This is a genomic window from Clavibacter sp. (genome assembly GCF_014802555.1).
GTDB classification, from domain to species: domain Bacteria; phylum Actinomycetota; class Actinomycetes; order Actinomycetales; family Microbacteriaceae; genus Clavibacter; species Clavibacter sepedonicus.
On the sequence record NZ_JAAVCB010000074.1, the window covers coordinates 15,733 to 31,163 of the forward strand.

Annotated in this window: 16 protein-coding genes; 7 read left to right on the forward strand and 9 right to left on the reverse strand. The window is 73.6% G+C overall.

Annotated elements, in window-relative coordinates; genetic code table 11:
• Positions 1–20: 20 nt before the first annotated feature.
• From HDR73_RS08160 to HDR73_RS08185, 6 genes are all read right to left on the reverse strand, one after another.
• Positions 21–860 carry a chymotrypsin family serine protease gene (locus tag HDR73_RS08160; protein WP_012300065.1) on the reverse strand — a complete coding sequence of 280 codons (840 nt, stop codon included), beginning with the start codon at positions 858–860 and terminating at the stop codon, positions 21–23.
• A gap of 118 nt (positions 861–978) precedes the next feature.
• Positions 979–1,800 carry a DNA/RNA non-specific endonuclease gene (locus HDR73_RS08165; protein WP_041464732.1) on the reverse strand — a complete coding sequence of 274 codons (822 nt, stop codon included), beginning with the start codon at positions 1,798–1,800 and terminating at the stop codon, positions 979–981.
• A gap of 109 nt (positions 1,801–1,909) precedes the next feature.
• Positions 1,910–2,569 (reverse strand): biliverdin-producing heme oxygenase, encoded by a 660-nt coding sequence (locus tag HDR73_RS08170; protein ID WP_041464731.1) that lies wholly within the window; start codon positions 2,567–2,569, stop codon positions 1,910–1,912.
• Positions 2,570–2,647: 78 nt separating this feature from the next.
• On the reverse strand, positions 2,648–3,040 hold the full coding sequence (locus HDR73_RS08175) for a DUF1304 domain-containing protein (RefSeq protein WP_012300062.1): 393 nt from the start codon (positions 3,038–3,040) through the stop codon (positions 2,648–2,650).
• Between the two features lie 93 nt (positions 3,041–3,133).
• Positions 3,134–4,159: an acrylyl-CoA reductase family protein gene (locus HDR73_RS08180; protein WP_012300061.1), complete on the reverse strand. Its 1,026-nt coding sequence runs from the start codon at positions 4,157–4,159 to the stop codon at positions 3,134–3,136.
• Between the two features lie 65 nt (positions 4,160–4,224).
• On the reverse strand, positions 4,225–5,250 hold the full coding sequence (locus HDR73_RS08185) for a 6-phosphofructokinase (protein WP_041464730.1): 1,026 nt from the start codon (positions 5,248–5,250) through the stop codon (positions 4,225–4,227).
• Positions 5,251–5,288: 38 nt separating this feature from the next.
• Here HDR73_RS08185 and HDR73_RS08190 point away from each other — a divergent pair, with 38 nt between their 5' ends.
• Positions 5,289–5,996, forward strand: coding sequence for a nucleoside/nucleotide kinase family protein (locus HDR73_RS08190; protein WP_012300059.1), 708 nt, complete (start codon positions 5,289–5,291; stop codon positions 5,994–5,996).
• Positions 5,997–6,035: 39 nt separating this feature from the next.
• Here the strand turns inward: HDR73_RS08190 and HDR73_RS08195 are convergent, their stop codons facing one another.
• Positions 6,036–7,205, reverse strand: a complete 1,170-nt coding sequence (locus HDR73_RS08195) for an ATP-binding protein (RefSeq protein WP_041464729.1) — start codon at positions 7,203–7,205, stop codon at positions 6,036–6,038.
• 112 nt (positions 7,206–7,317) lie between these two features.
• On the opposite strand from HDR73_RS08195, the gene HDR73_RS08200 reads away from it, so the two are divergent.
• Positions 7,318–8,283 (forward strand): DNA-3-methyladenine glycosylase family protein, encoded by a 966-nt coding sequence (locus HDR73_RS08200; protein WP_049791954.1) that lies wholly within the window; start codon positions 7,318–7,320, stop codon positions 8,281–8,283.
• Between the two features lie 64 nt (positions 8,284–8,347).
• Here the strand turns inward: HDR73_RS08200 and HDR73_RS08205 are convergent, their stop codons facing one another.
• Entirely contained in the window at positions 8,348–9,148 is an 801-nt protein-coding gene (locus HDR73_RS08205; RefSeq protein WP_041464728.1) for a DsbA family protein, read from the reverse strand.
• Positions 9,149–9,223: 75 nt separating this feature from the next.
• Between HDR73_RS08205 and HDR73_RS08210 the strand changes: the two genes are divergently transcribed.
• The 3 genes from HDR73_RS08210 (at position 9,224) to HDR73_RS08220 (ending at position 11,277) form a co-directional block, all read left to right on the forward strand.
• Positions 9,224–10,177, forward strand: coding sequence for an aldose 1-epimerase family protein (locus HDR73_RS08210; protein ID WP_041464727.1), 954 nt, complete (start codon positions 9,224–9,226; stop codon positions 10,175–10,177).
• A gap of 98 nt (positions 10,178–10,275) precedes the next feature.
• Complete coding sequence (locus tag HDR73_RS08215) at positions 10,276–10,743, forward strand: VOC family protein (protein ID WP_041464726.1); 468 nt, start codon at positions 10,276–10,278, stop codon at positions 10,741–10,743.
• Between the two features lie 66 nt (positions 10,744–10,809).
• A complete protein-coding gene (locus HDR73_RS08220) occupies positions 10,810–11,277 on the forward strand; it encodes a MarR family winged helix-turn-helix transcriptional regulator (protein WP_012300053.1) in 468 nt (155 codons plus the stop codon).
• Positions 11,278–11,308: 31 nt separating this feature from the next.
• On the opposite strand, the gene HDR73_RS08225 is transcribed toward HDR73_RS08220, so the two are convergent.
• A complete protein-coding gene (locus HDR73_RS08225; protein ID WP_041465086.1) occupies positions 11,309–12,949 on the reverse strand; it encodes a glycoside hydrolase family 32 protein in 1,641 nt (546 codons plus the stop codon).
• Positions 12,950–13,215: 266 nt separating this feature from the next.
• Here HDR73_RS08225 and HDR73_RS08230 point away from each other — a divergent pair, with 266 nt between their 5' ends.
• Together HDR73_RS08230 and HDR73_RS08235 are read left to right on the forward strand one after the other, a co-directional pair.
• The gene (locus HDR73_RS08230) at positions 13,216–14,781 is read left to right on the forward strand and encodes a glycoside hydrolase family 68 protein (protein WP_012300051.1); all 1,566 of its coding nucleotides are present in this window, start codon (positions 13,216–13,218) and stop codon (positions 14,779–14,781) included.
• A 72-nt stretch (positions 14,782–14,853) separates the two neighbouring features.
• Positions 14,854–15,431 (forward strand): hypothetical protein (locus HDR73_RS08235; protein WP_287136303.1); only part of this gene is annotated, 578 nt, incomplete at its 3' end.

Genomic DNA, 15,431 nt, shown 5'->3' on the forward strand with positions numbered 1-15,431 from the left:
GACGCCGGCGGAGGGGCGGGTCAGAGAGCCGGCGCCAGGCTGTAGCCGGACGTCTCCTCGAAGAACTTGGCGATCGTGATGTAGTGGTTCTTCCATACGCCGCCGTACCAGCCGCCGCCGTACAGGATCCCGTAGAGCGCCACGTTGGTGAACCCCCCGCTGCCGCTGGTGACAGGTGCTCCGCTGTCACCGTCCTCGCTTGCTCGTCGTGACGTCGGGCTCGCCGACGCGACACCGGGCAGACCGGCGAGCACCGGGCTCGGGATGTGGGTGAGCATGAGGGTGCAGTCGACGCCGCCGACCGCGCCACTGCGACAGAACGACTCCTCATCGCCCGGGCTCCCGGTGCGGTTCACGATCGGCGTGATGGGGCTTCCCGTATTCAAGGCGGAGAGGACGACCCGACCATCGGCTTGCGGCGTGTAGGTGGTCACGTTCTGGCAGAAGAGCGTGCCGGAGTGACTGGGGCCGCAGTAGCGCGACGTCCTCGACGTCGGCAGAACGGTGATGAGCTCGAGATCGGTGTCGGGAGAGACCCACGTCACCGTGCCGGTCACGGTGCTTCCGAGGGTGAACTTCTCGCCCTTCTTACCGCAGTGCTCGGAGGTGAGCACGTAGCGCTTGGCTGCTGCGAATCCGGAGATGGCGGTCCCGATGCCGGAGTACTTCATGACGGCGCCGGCTGTGCAGTTGGCCCCGGAGGCGGAGCGGATCTTCGTACCCGCCATCACCGGTCGCTGGAGGCGGAGCGGGCTGATTTGCGCCGATGCATCGGACGCAGCACCGCCGACGACCGATGGCGTGACGAATGCGGTGAGGAGCATGGCGAGCGCGAGGCGCTTCGAGCGGGCGGGGATCATGGGTTCCGTTCGGAGACGGGCGGCTGCTGCGGTGAGCATGCCAGTCGGCCCCGACCGCGCGGAGGAACCTTGCACACGCTGCCCGCCCCCTCGTGGGCCGAGCCGAGGCGCCGCGCTGTCACAGCGTGATCGCCGCGAACCGCTCCAGCTCGACCCAGCCGTCGCGGCCGTCCTCGGGCGTGCCGGGACGTGCCGTCGCTGGGACGCCGAGCCGGTCGGCCGCCGCGAGCTGCGCCACGTCGTAGCCCGTGAGCGCGCCGATCTCCGCCACCGCCACCTGATAGGTGCGGTACGGCCCGAGCTCGGGCGCGTCCGCGGTGGCCGACTGCCGGTCGAGGTCCCCGAGCTCCGGAGCCTGGTCGAGCAGGTAGGCCGTGGTCGCGAGCCGGTCGCCCGAGGCCCAGGCGGCGATCTTCCAGAACATCAGCGGGATCCGCACGCCCCGGTACACCGGGTCGTCGTCCGAGAAGACGGGGCCGGTGAGCACCGTCATGCGCCGGTCGCCGAGGTCGGCGTTCTCGAGCACGTAGTCCTCGAGGCCGAGCCACAGCTCCTTGGACTGGTTGAACTCCGCCGCCTGCGGAGCCGCGTTCGTGTAGACGAAGGTGTCGGCGCTCGCGCGCGCGGCCTCGGCGATGTCGCCCCACACGGGATCCCGCCGCCGCACCAGGTGCCCGCGGTCGATGTCGTTGCGCGCGTACAGCTCGGGGCCGCACTGCTGCTCCTCGGGCAGGCGCGGATCCAGGTGCCAGTCGTCGGAGCGCTCCACGTCCACGAGGCGCGCGCCGTCGATGTTCACGGCCGTGAGCGCGGCGAGCCGGCGGTCCGTGTCCATGAGCACCGTGAAGTGCAGGTAGTCGAGCCGCACCGGCTGCGCGTCGGCCGGGGCCTCGGGCAGCGGAAGGGGGATGGGGAGGAAGTCGAGGTCGTAGCCGTCCATGACCGGAGCCTATGCCCGGCCCCGGACACGCGGTCGGGCGGGCGGATGGACGCCCCGGGGCCGGCAGACGACCGGCGACCGGAGCGGGCGGACGGCGGGACGCGTCGGATCAGGCCAGGCTCAGGGGAGCCGTGGCGCGTCCGCGCGCGAGCTCCGCGAAGACGTCCGTGGTGAGCCGGTACGCGTTCTCGACCTCGGCCACGACGCGGGCGCGCTCGTCGTCGTCCCACGGCGCCTGGTCGAGCGCCTCGCGGTAGGTGCTGCAGAACCGGCGCGGCTCGGCGATCTCCGCGAAGAGGTACAGGCCGACGCCGTTCGTGTCGAAGCCGAACTGCCGCTGCAGGAGCGAACGGAGGAGGCGGCCGCCGGACAGGTCGCCGAGGTAGCGCGTGTAGTGGTGCGCGATGAAGCCGCCGACCCAGACCGAGGCGACCTGCTCGATCCGCTCGACGTACGCGGCGGTGCTCGCGAGCGGCCGCACGATGTCTCGCCAGTCCGGCCCGACGAGGAAGTCGAGGTCGGCCTCGATCGCGGGGAGGCGCGTGAGGCGGGTGCTGATGAAGCGCGCGGCGACGGGATCCGCCGCCATGCGCTCGGTCGCCTGCTCGATGGCGCGGTAGATGAAGTAGTGCTGCGCGACGAGGGCGACGTAGTCGTCACGGCAGCCGCGGCCCGTGACGAGCGCGGTCATGAACTCGTCCGCGTCGGTCGACTCGGCGCGCGGTCGTGCTCGGTCGCGGAGGGCCTCGGTGAGGGAGACGACGGTCATGATGTAGGTGAGCCTAACCTCATCCGCCGGTGCTCCGGAAGAGCGCGGCGGCCGGCATCGCGGCCGGCCGCCGACGGATCAGGAGGCGGCGGCGAAGAAGACGAGGCCGAGCAGCGGCGGCACGCCCTGGATCAGCGCGGGGATGAGGTACTTCTTGCCCGTGCTCGCGATGATGATCGACGTCAGCACCATGCACGCGGTCGTGAACAGCACGAGCGTGAGGCCGGCGGGGACGTTGCCGACGAAGTAGAGGATCAGCCCGAGCCCGGCGCCGAGCGCGAGGAACAGGTTGTAGAAGCCCTGGTTGTAGGCCCACGGCTTGATGATGAGGGCCTTCTCCTGGTCGGCCACGCCGAAGCGCTTCCAGGCGAAGGGCCGCTCGAAGAAGACGCTCTCGAGGAGGAAGAAGAAGACGTGGAGCAGGGCCGCGAGTGCGACGAAGATGGTCCCGGTGGCGGCTACTGCGGTCATGATCCCTCACTCCGGCGGCTCCGTGCCGCGTCGCGCCAAGGGTAGCGCGGGGCGCGGCCGGCGGCGCGCGGCGGCGGGCCCGGGCGGCGGGTGCTAGGCGCGGACGTCGACCACGACGCGTCCGCTCGACGCGCCGGCGAGGATCCGCTCGCCCGCCGCGATCGCGCCGTCGAGCGGCACGGTCGTGGTGATGGAGTCGAGGAGCGCGGGGTCGAGGTCGGTCGCGAGCCGCGCCCACGCCTCCTGGCGCAGTGCGGCCGGCGCCTCGACGGAGTTGATGCCCGCGAGCGTGACGGCCCGGAGGATGAAGGGGAGCACGGTGCCCGGCAGGTCGGGGCCCTGCGCGAGGCCGGCCGCGGTGACGACGCCGCCCCAGCGGGTCTGGGCGAGCACGTTGACGAGGGTCGCGCTGCCGACGCTGTCGACCGCGCCCGCCCAGCGGATGCGCTGCAGCGGCTTCCCCGGCTCGCCGAGCTCGGAGCGGTCGATCACGTCGGCGGCGCCGAGCGCGCGCAGCCGGTCGCCGAGCTCGTCGACGCGTCCGGTCGACGCGACCACGCGGTGGCCGAGGCGGGCGAGGATCGCGACGGCGACGGATCCGACCCCGCCGCCCGCGCCCGTGACGAGCACGTCGCCGGACCCTGGCTCCACGCCGCCGCGCTCGAGCGCGAGCACCGAGAGCATCGCCGTGAAGCCCGCGGTGCCGATGGCGGCGGCGCGGGCGGCGGTGATCCCGTCGGGCACGCGCACGAGCGCATCGGCGGGCACGCGCACGCGCTCGGCGAGCCCGCCGTCGCGGCTCTCGCCGAGGCCGGCGCCGTTGAGGACGACCAGGTCGCCGGGGGAGAAGGCGTCGGATCCGCTCGCCGCGACCGTGCCCACCGCGTCGATGCCGGCGACGAGCGGGCTGGTGCGCGCGATGCCGGGCCGGCCGCCGAGCAGCATGCCGTCCTTGTAGTTGACGCTGGAGAAGAGGACGTCGAGCACGACCTCGCCGTCGCCGGGGCCGGCGGCGCCGCCCGTCGCCTGCTCGTCGGGGAGGTCGCGCAGCGCGACCTCGATGCCTGTCGTGCCGTCGTCGGCGACGGTCTGCTCGGCCACGAGCGCGCGGTACGTCATGCCGTCACGCTACCCGGGGTGGTCGGGCGACGCGAGCGAGGGCGGCCGCCGGGGTCTGCCGAGGATCAGCCGAAGAGGATCGCGGCCTCGTCGTAGCGGTGCTGCGGCACGGTCTTCAGGCGGCGGAGCGCCTCCTCGAAGCCGACGTGCACGATGTCGGTGCCGCGGAGCGCGACCATGCGGCCCCAGTGGCCGTCGCGCACGCTGTCGACCGCGGCGAGGCCGAGGCGCGTCGCGAGCACGCGGTCGTACGACGACGGGGTGCCGCCGCGCTGGATGTGGCCGAGGGTCGTGGCGCGGGTCTCGATGCCCGTGCGCTCCTCGATGATGGGCGCGATCTGCTCGCCGATGCCGCCGAGCCGCGGGCGGCCGAAGGCGTCGAGCCCGCGCTCGCCGTGCGCGTCGGACGCGTGCTCGGGGATGAAGCCCTCCGCGACGACGACGAGCGGCGCGCGCCCGCGATCGTAGGCCGAGCGGACCCATCCGATGATCTCGTCCATGCTCGTCTTCTGCTCGGGGATGAGGATCGCGTGCGCGCCCGCGGCCATGCCGGAGTGCAGCGCGATCCAGCCGACGTGGCGGCCCATGACCTCGGCCACCATGCAGCGGCTGTGGGAGTCGCCCGTCGTGCGGAGGCGGTCCATGGCGTCGGTCGCGATCTGCACCGCGGTGTCGAAGCCGAACGTGTAGTCGGTCGCGTCGAGGTCGTTGTCGACCGTCTTCGGGACGCCGACGATCTTGAGGCCCGCGTCGGTGAGGCGCTTCGCGGCCGCGAGCGTGCCCTCGCCGCCGATGGCGAGGATCGCGTCGATGCCGAGGCGGTCGAGGTTCTCCTGGATCCGCTCCACGCCGCCGTCGCCCTCGAACGGGTTCGTGCGGCTGGTGCCGAGGATCGTGCCGCCCTGCTTGCCGATGCCCTGGATGTCGCGGCGCGCGAGCGGCATGACGTCGCCGTCGACGACGCCCCGCCAGCCGTCGCGGAAGCCGACGAACTCCTGCTTGTGGATGGTCGTTCCCTTGAGCACCGCCCCGCGGATGACCGCGTTGAGTCCGGGGCAGTCTCCGCCTGAGGTGAGGATTCCTATGCGCACACGTCCATCATGGGGCACGCGTCCGCGAGACTGGGTGAATGGATCCCGCCCCCGACGGCCGCTCGCGACCCGCGTCCCCCGAGACGGGCGACCTCGACCGCCTCGCGCGTCGCGCCCACGGCCTCGTGCGCGAGGGCGCGCGGGCGATCCTGGCCATCGCGGGCAGCCCCGGCGCAGGCAAGACGACCCTCGCGCGGGCGCTCGTGGCACGGGTCGACGCGATGGCGGGCCACGGCACCGCGGCGTACGTGCCCATGGACGGCTTCCACCTCGCCAACGCCACGCTCGACCGGCTGGGGCGCCACGACCGCAAGGGCGCGATCGACACGTTCGACGGCTGGGGCGTGCTGGCGCTGGTGCGGCGGATCCGCGCGGAGACGGACCACGCGGTGTACGCGCCGTCGTTCGACCGGGCCGTCGACGAGGGCGTCGCGGGCGCCGTCGCGGTGGATCCCGGCATCCGCCTCGTCGTGGTCGAGGGCAACTACCTGCTCGTCGACGACGGCCCCTGGGCGCTGCTCCGCGCGGAGTTCGACGAGGCCTGGTTCTGTGCGACGCCGGGCGACGAGCGGTTCGCGCGGCTCGTCGAGCGGCACACGGCCGGCGGGCGGGCGCCGAGCGCCGCCGCGGCGTGGGCCCGCGACGTCGACGGCGTCAACGCGCGCCTCATCGAGGGGACCCGCGGCCGCGCCGACCTCGTGGTGGACGGCACCGCCGCGACGGTGCGCGACGCGGCCGACGCGTAGCGCCGCGCGCGGACGCGGATCAGAGCTCGATGGTGCGACTCACGTGACGTGCTGCCGCTCGATGAACGCCCCCATGCCCGGCACCGTGAAGGCCACCATCCCGTGCTCCGGCGCGTAGACGAGCCCCTTCGCGATGAGGCTCGCCCGGACGGGGCCGAAGCTCCTGACCGGTCGTCCGAGACGAGCGGCGACCTCCCCTGACGCGCTCCCGGAGTCGCCGTCCACAGCCAGCGCCCGGAGGTAGTCCTGCTCGGCGCGGGTCGCTCGATCCCACCGCGCGCGGAAGAACCCGGTGTCGAGCGACGCTCTGCCCGTGGCCGCTCCGACCCGCGCCGACACGAGGTCGATGGCCTCTCCCTCGGCCGCGTTCCAGGTGTCCTGGCCCAGCTGTTGGAGGAAGTAGGGGTATCCGCCGCTCTCCCGCGCGATCAAGGCCGCGGCCTCGTCGGCCCAGCGCACGCCCTCGCCCGCGGCCGGCTGCGTCAGCGCAGCGAGCGCCCCCTCGTCATCGAGGGCCTCGATCCGCTCGTAGTCGAACCGCTCCGCATAGGACTTCGCCTCGGCGAGGACGCGCGGCAGGCTGGGCAGGCCTGCGAAGGCGAAGACGACGGCCCAGCCATCCTGGGCGGCCGCGTGTGCGATGGCGCACATCGCGGTGGTCTCCTCCGAGGAGAGGTCCTGCGCCTCGTCGATGAGGATCGCGAGTCCGACGCCGTCCTCCGCCGCGCCGTCCGCGATGTCGTGCACGAGCTTGCGCAGGTCGGTCTCGAGCGCTCCCGTATCCGCCCCGCCTCCCGCGACGCCGGAGAGGTCGAGCCCGAAGTTCCACGTGCCCGACGAGTCGTAGGACGCGCGGAAGGAGAGCGCCGTCTTCAGCGCCTTCAGGAGGCGGCTTCCCGCCGACGGCCGGGCGGCATCGGTCAGGGGACCGTGGAGCGCCTCTCCCAGGGCTTCGCGGAGGGACCGATCGGCTCCGGCCTCCACCTGCGCGACGATCCAGTCGCGTCGCACCGCCTGCCGTCGGTACTCGGAGAGGAGCACCGTCTTGCCCACCCCACGCAGGCCGTACAGGACGACCGGCTGCGCGCCCGTGCCGCGCTCGAGACGGGCGAGAGCGATGCCCCAGCGCTCCATCGGTCGATCGCGGCCGACGAGGGCCGCGGGCTTGCGACCTGCGCCGGGGACGTAGGGATTGGTGACCGGGTCCATTCGCACCTCGACTAGTGATGTATGGGGCTGACTAGCGGAATGCTATACCTCGCCATACATCGGTAGCCCTCGTCCGGGGCCGGCCGTCGGCGGCCGTGCGTAGCCTGAGGGGATGGACCAGGGCGGCGCGGAGGTGACGGCACCCGACGCGCGCACGACCTACGTGCCCGACCGCGAGGTCGACCTGCGGCTCGTGCTGCGCCCGCTGTTCCGCGGGGTCGTGGATCCGACCTGCCGCTGGGATCCGGCCCCGCCCGGCTCCCGCCGCGTCGGCGTCTGGCGCACGGCCCGCACGCCGCTCGGGAACGCGTCGCTGCGGCTGGATCCGCGGCCCGACGGCGGCGTCGACGCGCGCGCCTGGGGCCCCGGGGCCGAGTGGGTCGTCGACGGCGTGCCCGAGCTCCTCGGCGAGGGCGACGACTGGTCCGGCCTCGACGTCTCCGCGCATCCGCTCCTCCGCGACGCGCGCCGACGGCTGCCCGCGCTCCGTCTCATGCGCACGAACCACGTCTTCGAGGCGATGGCGTCCGCGGTGCTCGAGCAGAAGGTCACGGGGCTCGAGGCCCGGCGGGCGTGGCGGCAGCTGATCCTCGCGCACGGCGAGCCCGCGCCCGGCCCCGTGCCCGCGGGCATGCGCGTGCTGCCGTCGCCCGAGCGCTGGCGGCTCATCCCGTCGTGGGAGTGGCACCGCGCGGGCGTGGATCCGAAGCGGTCGCGCACGCTCATCGCCGTGGCGACGTCGGCGGCGGGCCTGGAGCGGACGCTGGCGCTCGGGCGGGGGAGCGAGGAGATCACCCGGCGGCTGCGGTCGATCCCGGGCGTCGGGATCTGGACGGCGGCGGAGACCACGCAGCGCGCCCACGGGGATCCGGACTCCGTGAGCGTCGGCGACTACCACGTGCACGACATGGTCGGGTGGGCGCTCGTCGGCCACCCGGTCGACGACGACGGGATGCTGGAGCTGCTCGAGCCGTGGCGCGGGCACCGTCAGCGGGTGATGCGCCTCATCGAGGCGAGCGGGTTCCGGAAGCCGCGCTTCGGCCCGCGGATGACGGTGCAGGACCATCGCGCGCACTGAGCCATCGCGCGCACCGGGTCACCAGGCGCACTGGGCGACGAGCGGCCGACGGCCGCCCGTCGGATCAGCTGTCGGCCGCGATGCCCTGGGGCAGATCCGCGCCGGCCTTCGTGAGCGCGTCCACGAGGTCCTGCCCGGCGACGGTGGTCACGATGTCGCCCTGGATCCGCAGCGTCGGGGTGCCCGTGACGCCGGCGGAGGTCGCGTCGGAGGTGTTGCTCGTGATCCACGACGAGTACCTGCCCTCGGCCACGCAGGTGCGCGCCGCGTCCGCCGTGACGCCCTGGGTGGTGAGCCAGGTGACGAAGTCGGCGTGGGTCCACGAGTCGGTGATGGTGGAGTGGTTGTCGAACAGGGCCGAGTGCACGGCCGGCCACTTGTCGGGCTCCTCGGCCAGCACGCACGCGGCGGCGCTGCCCGCGACGACCCCGTACTTCGTGACGATCTGGATGGGGTGGTAGACGATGCGCACCTGGCCGGTGGCGGCGATCCGGTCGAGCAGGGGGCCGGTCTCGGCCTCGTACTGCGCGCAGTGGGGGCACGAGTAGTCCTCGAAGACGTCCATGGTGACGGGGGCGTCGGCCGCCCCGACGCTCACGCCGGTGGGCTCGGTCGCGATGCGCACCTGGTCGCCCGTGGACAGCGCGGCGGTCGTGTCCTGGACGGGGCCCGCGGCGCTCGCCGCCTGGGACTGCCCGAGGAGGTAGACGCCGCCGGCGATGGCCGCGATGACGATGACGAGGCCGCCCGCGACGGAGAACTGGGTGATGAGGCGGCGGCGCTTGCGGCGCCGGTCGTCGAGGGCCCTCTCGATGCGTGCCTTCTCGCGGATCGCGCGTACCTTCTCGTTCTCGTGCCGGGCCATGCCGACGATCCTAGGGATCCGCATGGCCGCGCTCCTGGGAGGCGCCACAGCGCCTCGTATGGATAGGCTCGGCGAGTGCCCGACGACGTGACGTACGTACCCCGCCTCCCCACCGGCCAGCAGCACGAGCTCACCGCGGAGGTGGACGGCCGCTCCCAGCGCATCGTGATCGCCGAGGTCGGGGCCGCGCTCCGCGTCCTCCAGGTCGACGGCACCGACCTCGTGCAGTCCTACCCGGACCACGCCCGGCCCCCCTTCTGCAGCGGGATCGTGCTCGCGCCCTGGCCCAACCGGATCCGCGACGGCGTCTGGGAGCACGGCGGCGTCACGCACCAGCTCGACATCACCGAGGTCGACCGCGAGAACGCGATCCACGGGCTGCTCCTGCACTCCCCGTACCGCCTCGTGGAGCGCCACGACGTGTCGATCACGCTGGCCGCCGACGTCCACCCGCAGCGCGGCTACCCCTTCGCCCTCGAGACGAGCGTGCGGTACGAGCTCACGGGCTCCGGTGTCCGCGTCACGCACGTGATCCGCAACGTCGGCGACGCCGACGCGCCCGTCGCCGTGGGGACGCACCCCTTCCTCCGCGTGGGCGACGTGCCCACCGAGGACCTCGAGGTCGTCATCGACGCGCCCACCCACATCGAGGTGGATCCCGTGCGCCTCAACCCCACCGGCGCGCAGACGCCGGTCGACGGCACGCGCTACGACCTGCGCCAGGGCGTGCGCGTGCGCGACGCGCAGCTCGACGACGCGTGGGCCGATGCCCGCGTGGTCGACGGCGTCACGCGCCACGGCGTCCAGGCCCCCGACGGCCGGCGCACCGAGATCTGGGCCGACGGCGAGTTCACCTACTGGCAGGTCTTCGTCACGCCCTGGTACCCCGTCGCCGACGGGCACGTGTGGGCGGTCGCGGTGGAGCCGATGACGGCACCGGCCGACGCCTTCAACTCGGGCGACGGCCTCATCACTCTCGAGCCCGGATCCGAGTGGTCCGGCACCTGGGGCATCGACCTGCACGACTGACCCCGTCCAGCGGCGACCGTCCGGCTGCCCGCCGGGAGCCGTGGTCGGAAACCGAAGCGATCCGGGACGCCTGGCGCGGACCGTCCTAGCGTCGGAGCATGACCGACACCAGCGCGACCACCGCAGCTCTCGACTCCATCACCGGCGTGCACCACGTGCGCCTCTCCGTCACCGATCTGGCCCGCTCGCGTGCCTTCTACGAGGGCGTGCTGGGCCTCACCCCCGCCATCGAGAGCGAGAGCGACCCGAGCGACGCGGCCGTGCGCGAGGATCCTGCCCAGTACTTCGGCGGCGTCATCTACGGCGTCGGCTCGCAGCTGCTCGGCCTCCGCCCCATCGCCGATGGCGGGGTCGCGTCCGACGGCGCCGCGTTCGACCCCGCGGCCCGCGGCCTCGACCACGTGAGCCTGCAGGTCGGCTCGCGCGACGACCTCGTGCGCGCCGCGGCGCTCTTCGCGGAGCGCGGCATCTCCCACGGCGAGGTCATCGACTTCCCCACGGGCATGTCGATCCTCTCCGTGCATGACCCGGACGACATCAACGTGGAGCTCGTCGTCGCGGGCTGATGCCCGCGCCTGCGTAACATTTCCCCCAGTGCCGAACAGGGCACGACACCGGTCGAGGAGGACGCGATGACGACGACGGATCCCCTGGCACTCGAGAGCCAGGTCTGCTTCCAGGCGGTGGTCGCGGCACGCACCGTGGTGGCCGTGTACCGGCCGATCCTCGAGCCGCTCGGGCTGACGCACACGCAGTACCTCGTGATGCTGGCGCTGTGGGAGCGCGACGACCGCTCGGTCTCGGGCCTCGGATCCACCCTGCAGCTCGAGCCCGCGACGCTGACGCCGCTGCTCAAGCGGCTGCAGGCCGCCGGGTTCGTCGACCGGGCCAGGAGCTCCGCGGACGAGCGGATCGTCGTGGTCTCCCTCACCGCAGCCGGCCGTGAGCTCCGCGAGCGGGCGCTCGACGTGCCCGCGCAGGCGGCCGCGCGCACCGGCATGACCGTCGCCGAGCTCGAGGCGCTGCGCGACGCGCTCGACGACGTGGTGGGGCGGCTCACGGGTGCGCTCGCGGATCCGGACGACGAGGCCGCCGCCTGATCCGGGCCGGGCGGCCGCCGCGACGGGTTCCTCAGCGGCCGACGTCGAACGCGGTCCAGCTCGCGTCGGTCAGGCGCGTCGCGCCGTCGACGGCCTCCACGGAGAGGCCCGCGCCGGCGAGCGTCCCGACCGTCGCGCTCGTGAGGACGGCGGCGTCGCCGTCGACGAAGGCCTCGAGCGTGCGGTCGTCGAGGACGAGGTCGAGCGTGACCGGATCCCCGGCCGCCGCGTCGGGCAGCGGCGCGGTCGACACCCGGTCGTAGGCGTCCGGCATGAGCCCGTCCGGGTCGTCGTCGCGTACGACGAACGCCTGCCGCCTGGCCGCGTCGAAGCCGACCGTGACGGTGCCGCCCTCGGGGGAGGCGAGCCGCACGCGGGTCTCGCGCGCGGGATCCGCCGGGTCGGGCGTGAGCGTGAGGCGGAGGCGGGAGGGGCCGTCGGGGGCGTCGGCCAGCGGCGCGTCGGAGTCGACGCGCGCGTCCGGGATGGGACGGGCGTCGCCCTCGCGCCCGGCCAGCGCGTCGAGGGGGGTCGAGCGGAGGGCCCAGCCGTCGCCGTCGGGCACCAGCCGCAGCTCCCGCACGAGCGACTGGCCGCCGCCCGCGCCGCCGTCCCGGAGCGGCAGCCGGTCCGCGTAGTCCCAGCTGCTCGTCCAGCCCATCGCGTAGCGGCGGGTGGGGGCGGTGCCGTCGGCCGGATCCGCCCAGGTGACCGCCGCGTAGAGGTCGGCGCCCTGGTCGAGCCAGCGCGGGGTGTCGTCGTCGGTCGTGAAGCGCTCGCCGTCGAAGTCGCCGACCCAGTACGCGTAGCCCGTGCCGCGGCCCTGGGCGGCGCCGTTCGCGCCGACCCCGAGCACCCAGCGGACGCGGTCGGGCTCGTCCGCGCTCGCGATGGGGAACACGTCCGGGGTCTCCATCGTGCCGAGGTCGTCGCGCGCGAAGTCGGAGCGGTAGGTCCAGTGGATGAGGTCGGGCGACGTGTAGAAGCCGATGCGCCGGCCCTCCGCGAGCGCCATGCTCCAACGCCCGTGCGCGCCGTCCCACACGACCTTCGGGTCGCGGAAGTCGGGGCCGCCCGGGTTGTCCATCACGGGGTTCCGCGCGTAGGGCGCGAAGCGGTAGCCGCCGTCGGTGGAGTAGTAGAGGGACTGCCGCTGCACGCCGTCGGACTGCTGCGTGAGGATCGCGATCACCGTGCCGGCGCCGAGGCCGGACGTGTTCGCGGTGTCGACCACGACGCTGCCGGTCTCGGCGTCGCCGAGCGGGGTGTCGTACTTGTCGATCGCGACGCCCTCGTCGTGCCACGTGACCATGTCAGCCGACGTGTAGTGCCGCCACGAGGATCCGTTGCCGCCCGGGTGGTCGGCGTTGACGAGCGCGTACGCGTGCCAGACGCCGTCGAGCAGGAAGGGCCGCTGCGGGTCGTTCATGAACTCGCCGGACGGGCGGATGTGGATGCCGCCGTCGGCGGCGCGGGGCGCGGGCGGCGGGGGCGTCACGGGCCCGCGGTCGGCGCCCGTGATGCCGCGCACGGCGACGACGAGGGCGGCGACCAGGAGGATCGCGACGATCACGATGAGGGCGCGGGGGTGGCGGCGGGCGAGCAGCCGGACCCGGTCGCGCACGCGTCGCGCCGGCCCGGCGGCGGGCGGGCGCGACGGGGATGCGGTCATGTCGTCGGTCTCCTCGCGGTGGGCGATCGGGGGCAGACGGGTGGCGGAGCGGAGCGGGAGAGCATGCACCGCCGCACGACCGATCAGCGACGGTACCGGCTCGACGGGGCCGTGTCCACCCCGAACGGGAGACACGCCCGGGATTCGTCGCCGACCCCGTCCGGGGGCGCGCCACGCCCCCGCCACCCCCTAGGCTCCCCGACCGGGGGAGCGTGCACCGCGCGACGCGATCGGACTCATCGACACGAGAACGAGAGTGAGAACAGGTGACCAAGAGAATCAGGCGCGGGCTGTCCGCGTCCGCCGCGGCGACCCTGGTGGTGGCGTCCGCGCTGCTCGCCGGCGGATCCGCCCAGGCCGCAGGCACGACGCCACCGCGGCCTACCGTCCACACGCAGGAGGCGTACGCGCCGGAGGACGACTTCACGGCCCACTGGACCCGCGCGGACGCCAAGCAGATCGCCAAGCTGTCCGATCCGACCGCGGCGCCCCGGCAGAACTCCATGCCGGAGGCGCTGACCATGCCGCAGGTGCCGCAGGACTTCCCGTCCATGACCGACCAGGCCTACGTCTGGGACACCTGGCCCCTGACGGACTCGTCGGGCCAGACCTACAGCGTCGACGGCTACGACGTGATCTTCGCGCTCACGGCCCCGCGCACCCTGTCGTTCGACGACCGGCACACGTACGCCAAGATCGGCTACTTCACGCGGCCCACCGGGATCCCGGCGGAGCAGCGCCCGGAGAACGGCGGCTGGACCTACCAGGGGAACGTGTTCGAGGACGGCGTGACGGACGGGATCTTCCCCGACCAGTCGTTCTCGCAGCAGGCCGAGTGGTCGGGATCCGCGCGGATCATGGCCGACGGCACGGTCAAGCTGTTCTTCACCGACGTCGCGTTCTACCGCGACGCGAAGGGCCAGGACGTGAAGCCCGCGGACCCGGTCATCTCGCTCAGCCAGGGGCGCGTCGAGAAGGTCGACGGCGCGGTCGCGCTGAAGGGCTTCGAGACGGTGACCCCGCTGCTGCGCCCCGACGGGCAGAAGTACCAGACCAACGAGCAGAACTGGTCCACCAACTTCCGCGACCCGTTCACGTTCACGGATCCGGACCACCCGGGCAAGACCTACATGGTGTTCGAGGCCAACGTCGCCGGGAAGCGCGGCGAGCAGCGGTGCGATGCGGCCGACCTCGGCTACCGGAAGGGCGACCCCGCGGCGGAGGACCCGAAGGAGGTGACCGCGAGCGGTGCGAACTACCAGATGGCGTCCATCGGCCTCGCGGTCGCGGACGACGCGGACCTCACGAAGTGGCACTACCTCGATCCGCTGCTCGAGTCGGCGTGCGTGACCGACCAGACCGAGCGGCCCGAGGTGATGATCGAGAACGGCAAGCACTACCTGTTCACGATCAGCCATCGGTCCACGTTCGCCAACGGCATCGACGGCCCCGAGGGCGTGTACGGCTTCGTGGGCAACGGCCTGCGGAGCGACTACAAGCCGATGAACGGCGGATCCGGCCTCGTGCTCGGCAACCCGACGAACCTGAACTACGCGGGCGGCACCGCGTACGCGCCCGACTACAACCAGACGCCGGGCGCGTTCCAGGCGTACTCGAGCTACATCCTCCCGGGCGGGCTGGTGGAGTCGTTCATCGACGCCGTCGGCTCGAAGGAGTCCTTCCGCCGTGGCGGGACGCTCGGGCCGACGGTGAGGCTCGAGTTCGACGGCGACACCTCCGAGCTCGACCGGGGCTACGGCAAGGGAGGGCTCGGCGGGTACGCCGACATCCCGACGACCCGCGCGTTCGACCCGGCGCACCCGCCGCAGTAGGCGAGGCGCGGCGACGGCGGCCCCTCCGCCGTCGCCGCGTCCTCCCGGGCCGCTCCTCTACACTCGCTGTCGATGCCCGCCCCGTCCCCGAACCCGATCCCGCCGCGCGTCCAGCGCGTGATCCGGGGGCTCGCCGCATCCACCACCGCCACGTTCGTGGCCGCCCTCTTCCACGAGGCCGGCGGCGGGGCCGCTCCCGCGTGGGGCGTCGTGGCGTTCGGGCTCGCGCTCGCGTCGCTCGCGGCCATCGCGCTCGCCGGCACGCGCACCGCGCTGTGGCGCCTCGTCGCCGCGGTGGGCGTCAGCCAGCTCCTCTTCCACGGCCTGTTCACGGCGGCGGGCGACGCGACCGGGGCGTCCGTCGCGGCGGATCCGCACGCGGGCATGGGGCACGGCGCGTCGGCGCTGGCGATCCCGGGCCTCGACGCCGTCCCCTCGGGCGCAGGCGGCGCGATCGCCCCCGGCATGCTCCTCTCGCACGGCGCCGCCCTCGTCGTCACCGTGCTCGCGCTGCGGCACGGCGAGGCGGCCATCCGCGCGCTCGTCCAGGCCACCGGCCTCCGGGTCGTGCTCGCCCTCGCGATCCCGTTCCTCCGGCCCGAGGGGCGGCGCGACACCGCGCTCGCCCGGGCTGTCCGCGCGCCGCTGGC

Bases quoted from the DNA above. Each gene is read 5' to 3' on its own strand.
- HDR73_RS08200 (WP_049791954.1), top strand. From the start codon at position 7,318: ATGGACCAGGGCGGCGCGGAGGTGACGGCACCCGACGCGCGCACGACC.
- HDR73_RS08175 (WP_012300062.1), bottom strand. From the start codon at position 3,040: ATGACCGCAGTAGCCGCCACCGGGACCATCTTCGTCGCACTCGCGGCC.
- HDR73_RS08195 (WP_041464729.1), bottom strand. From the start codon at position 7,205: ATGGACCCGGTCACCAATCCCTACGTCCCCGGCGCAGGTCGCAAGCCC.
- HDR73_RS08160 (WP_012300065.1), bottom strand. From the start codon at position 860: ATGATCCCCGCCCGCTCGAAGCGCCTCGCGCTCGCCATGCTCCTCACC.
- HDR73_RS08215 (WP_041464726.1), top strand. From the start codon at position 10,276: ATGACCGACACCAGCGCGACCACCGCAGCTCTCGACTCCATCACCGGC.
- HDR73_RS08180 (WP_012300061.1), bottom strand. From the start codon at position 4,159: ATGACGTACCGCGCGCTCGTGGCCGAGCAGACCGTCGCCGACGACGGC.
- HDR73_RS08225 (WP_041465086.1), bottom strand. From the start codon at position 12,949: ATGACCGCATCCCCGTCGCGCCCGCCCGCCGCCGGGCCGGCGCGACGC.
- HDR73_RS08170 (WP_041464731.1), bottom strand. From the start codon at position 2,569: ATGACCGTCGTCTCCCTCACCGAGGCCCTCCGCGACCGAGCACGACCG.
- HDR73_RS08190 (WP_012300059.1), top strand. From the start codon at position 5,289: ATGGATCCCGCCCCCGACGGCCGCTCGCGACCCGCGTCCCCCGAGACG.
- HDR73_RS08205 (WP_041464728.1), bottom strand. From the start codon at position 9,148: ATGGCCCGGCACGAGAACGAGAAGGTACGCGCGATCCGCGAGAAGGCA.
- HDR73_RS08165 (WP_041464732.1), bottom strand. From the start codon at position 1,800: ATGGACGGCTACGACCTCGACTTCCTCCCCATCCCCCTTCCGCTGCCC.
- HDR73_RS08220 (WP_012300053.1), top strand. From the start codon at position 10,810: ATGACGACGACGGATCCCCTGGCACTCGAGAGCCAGGTCTGCTTCCAG.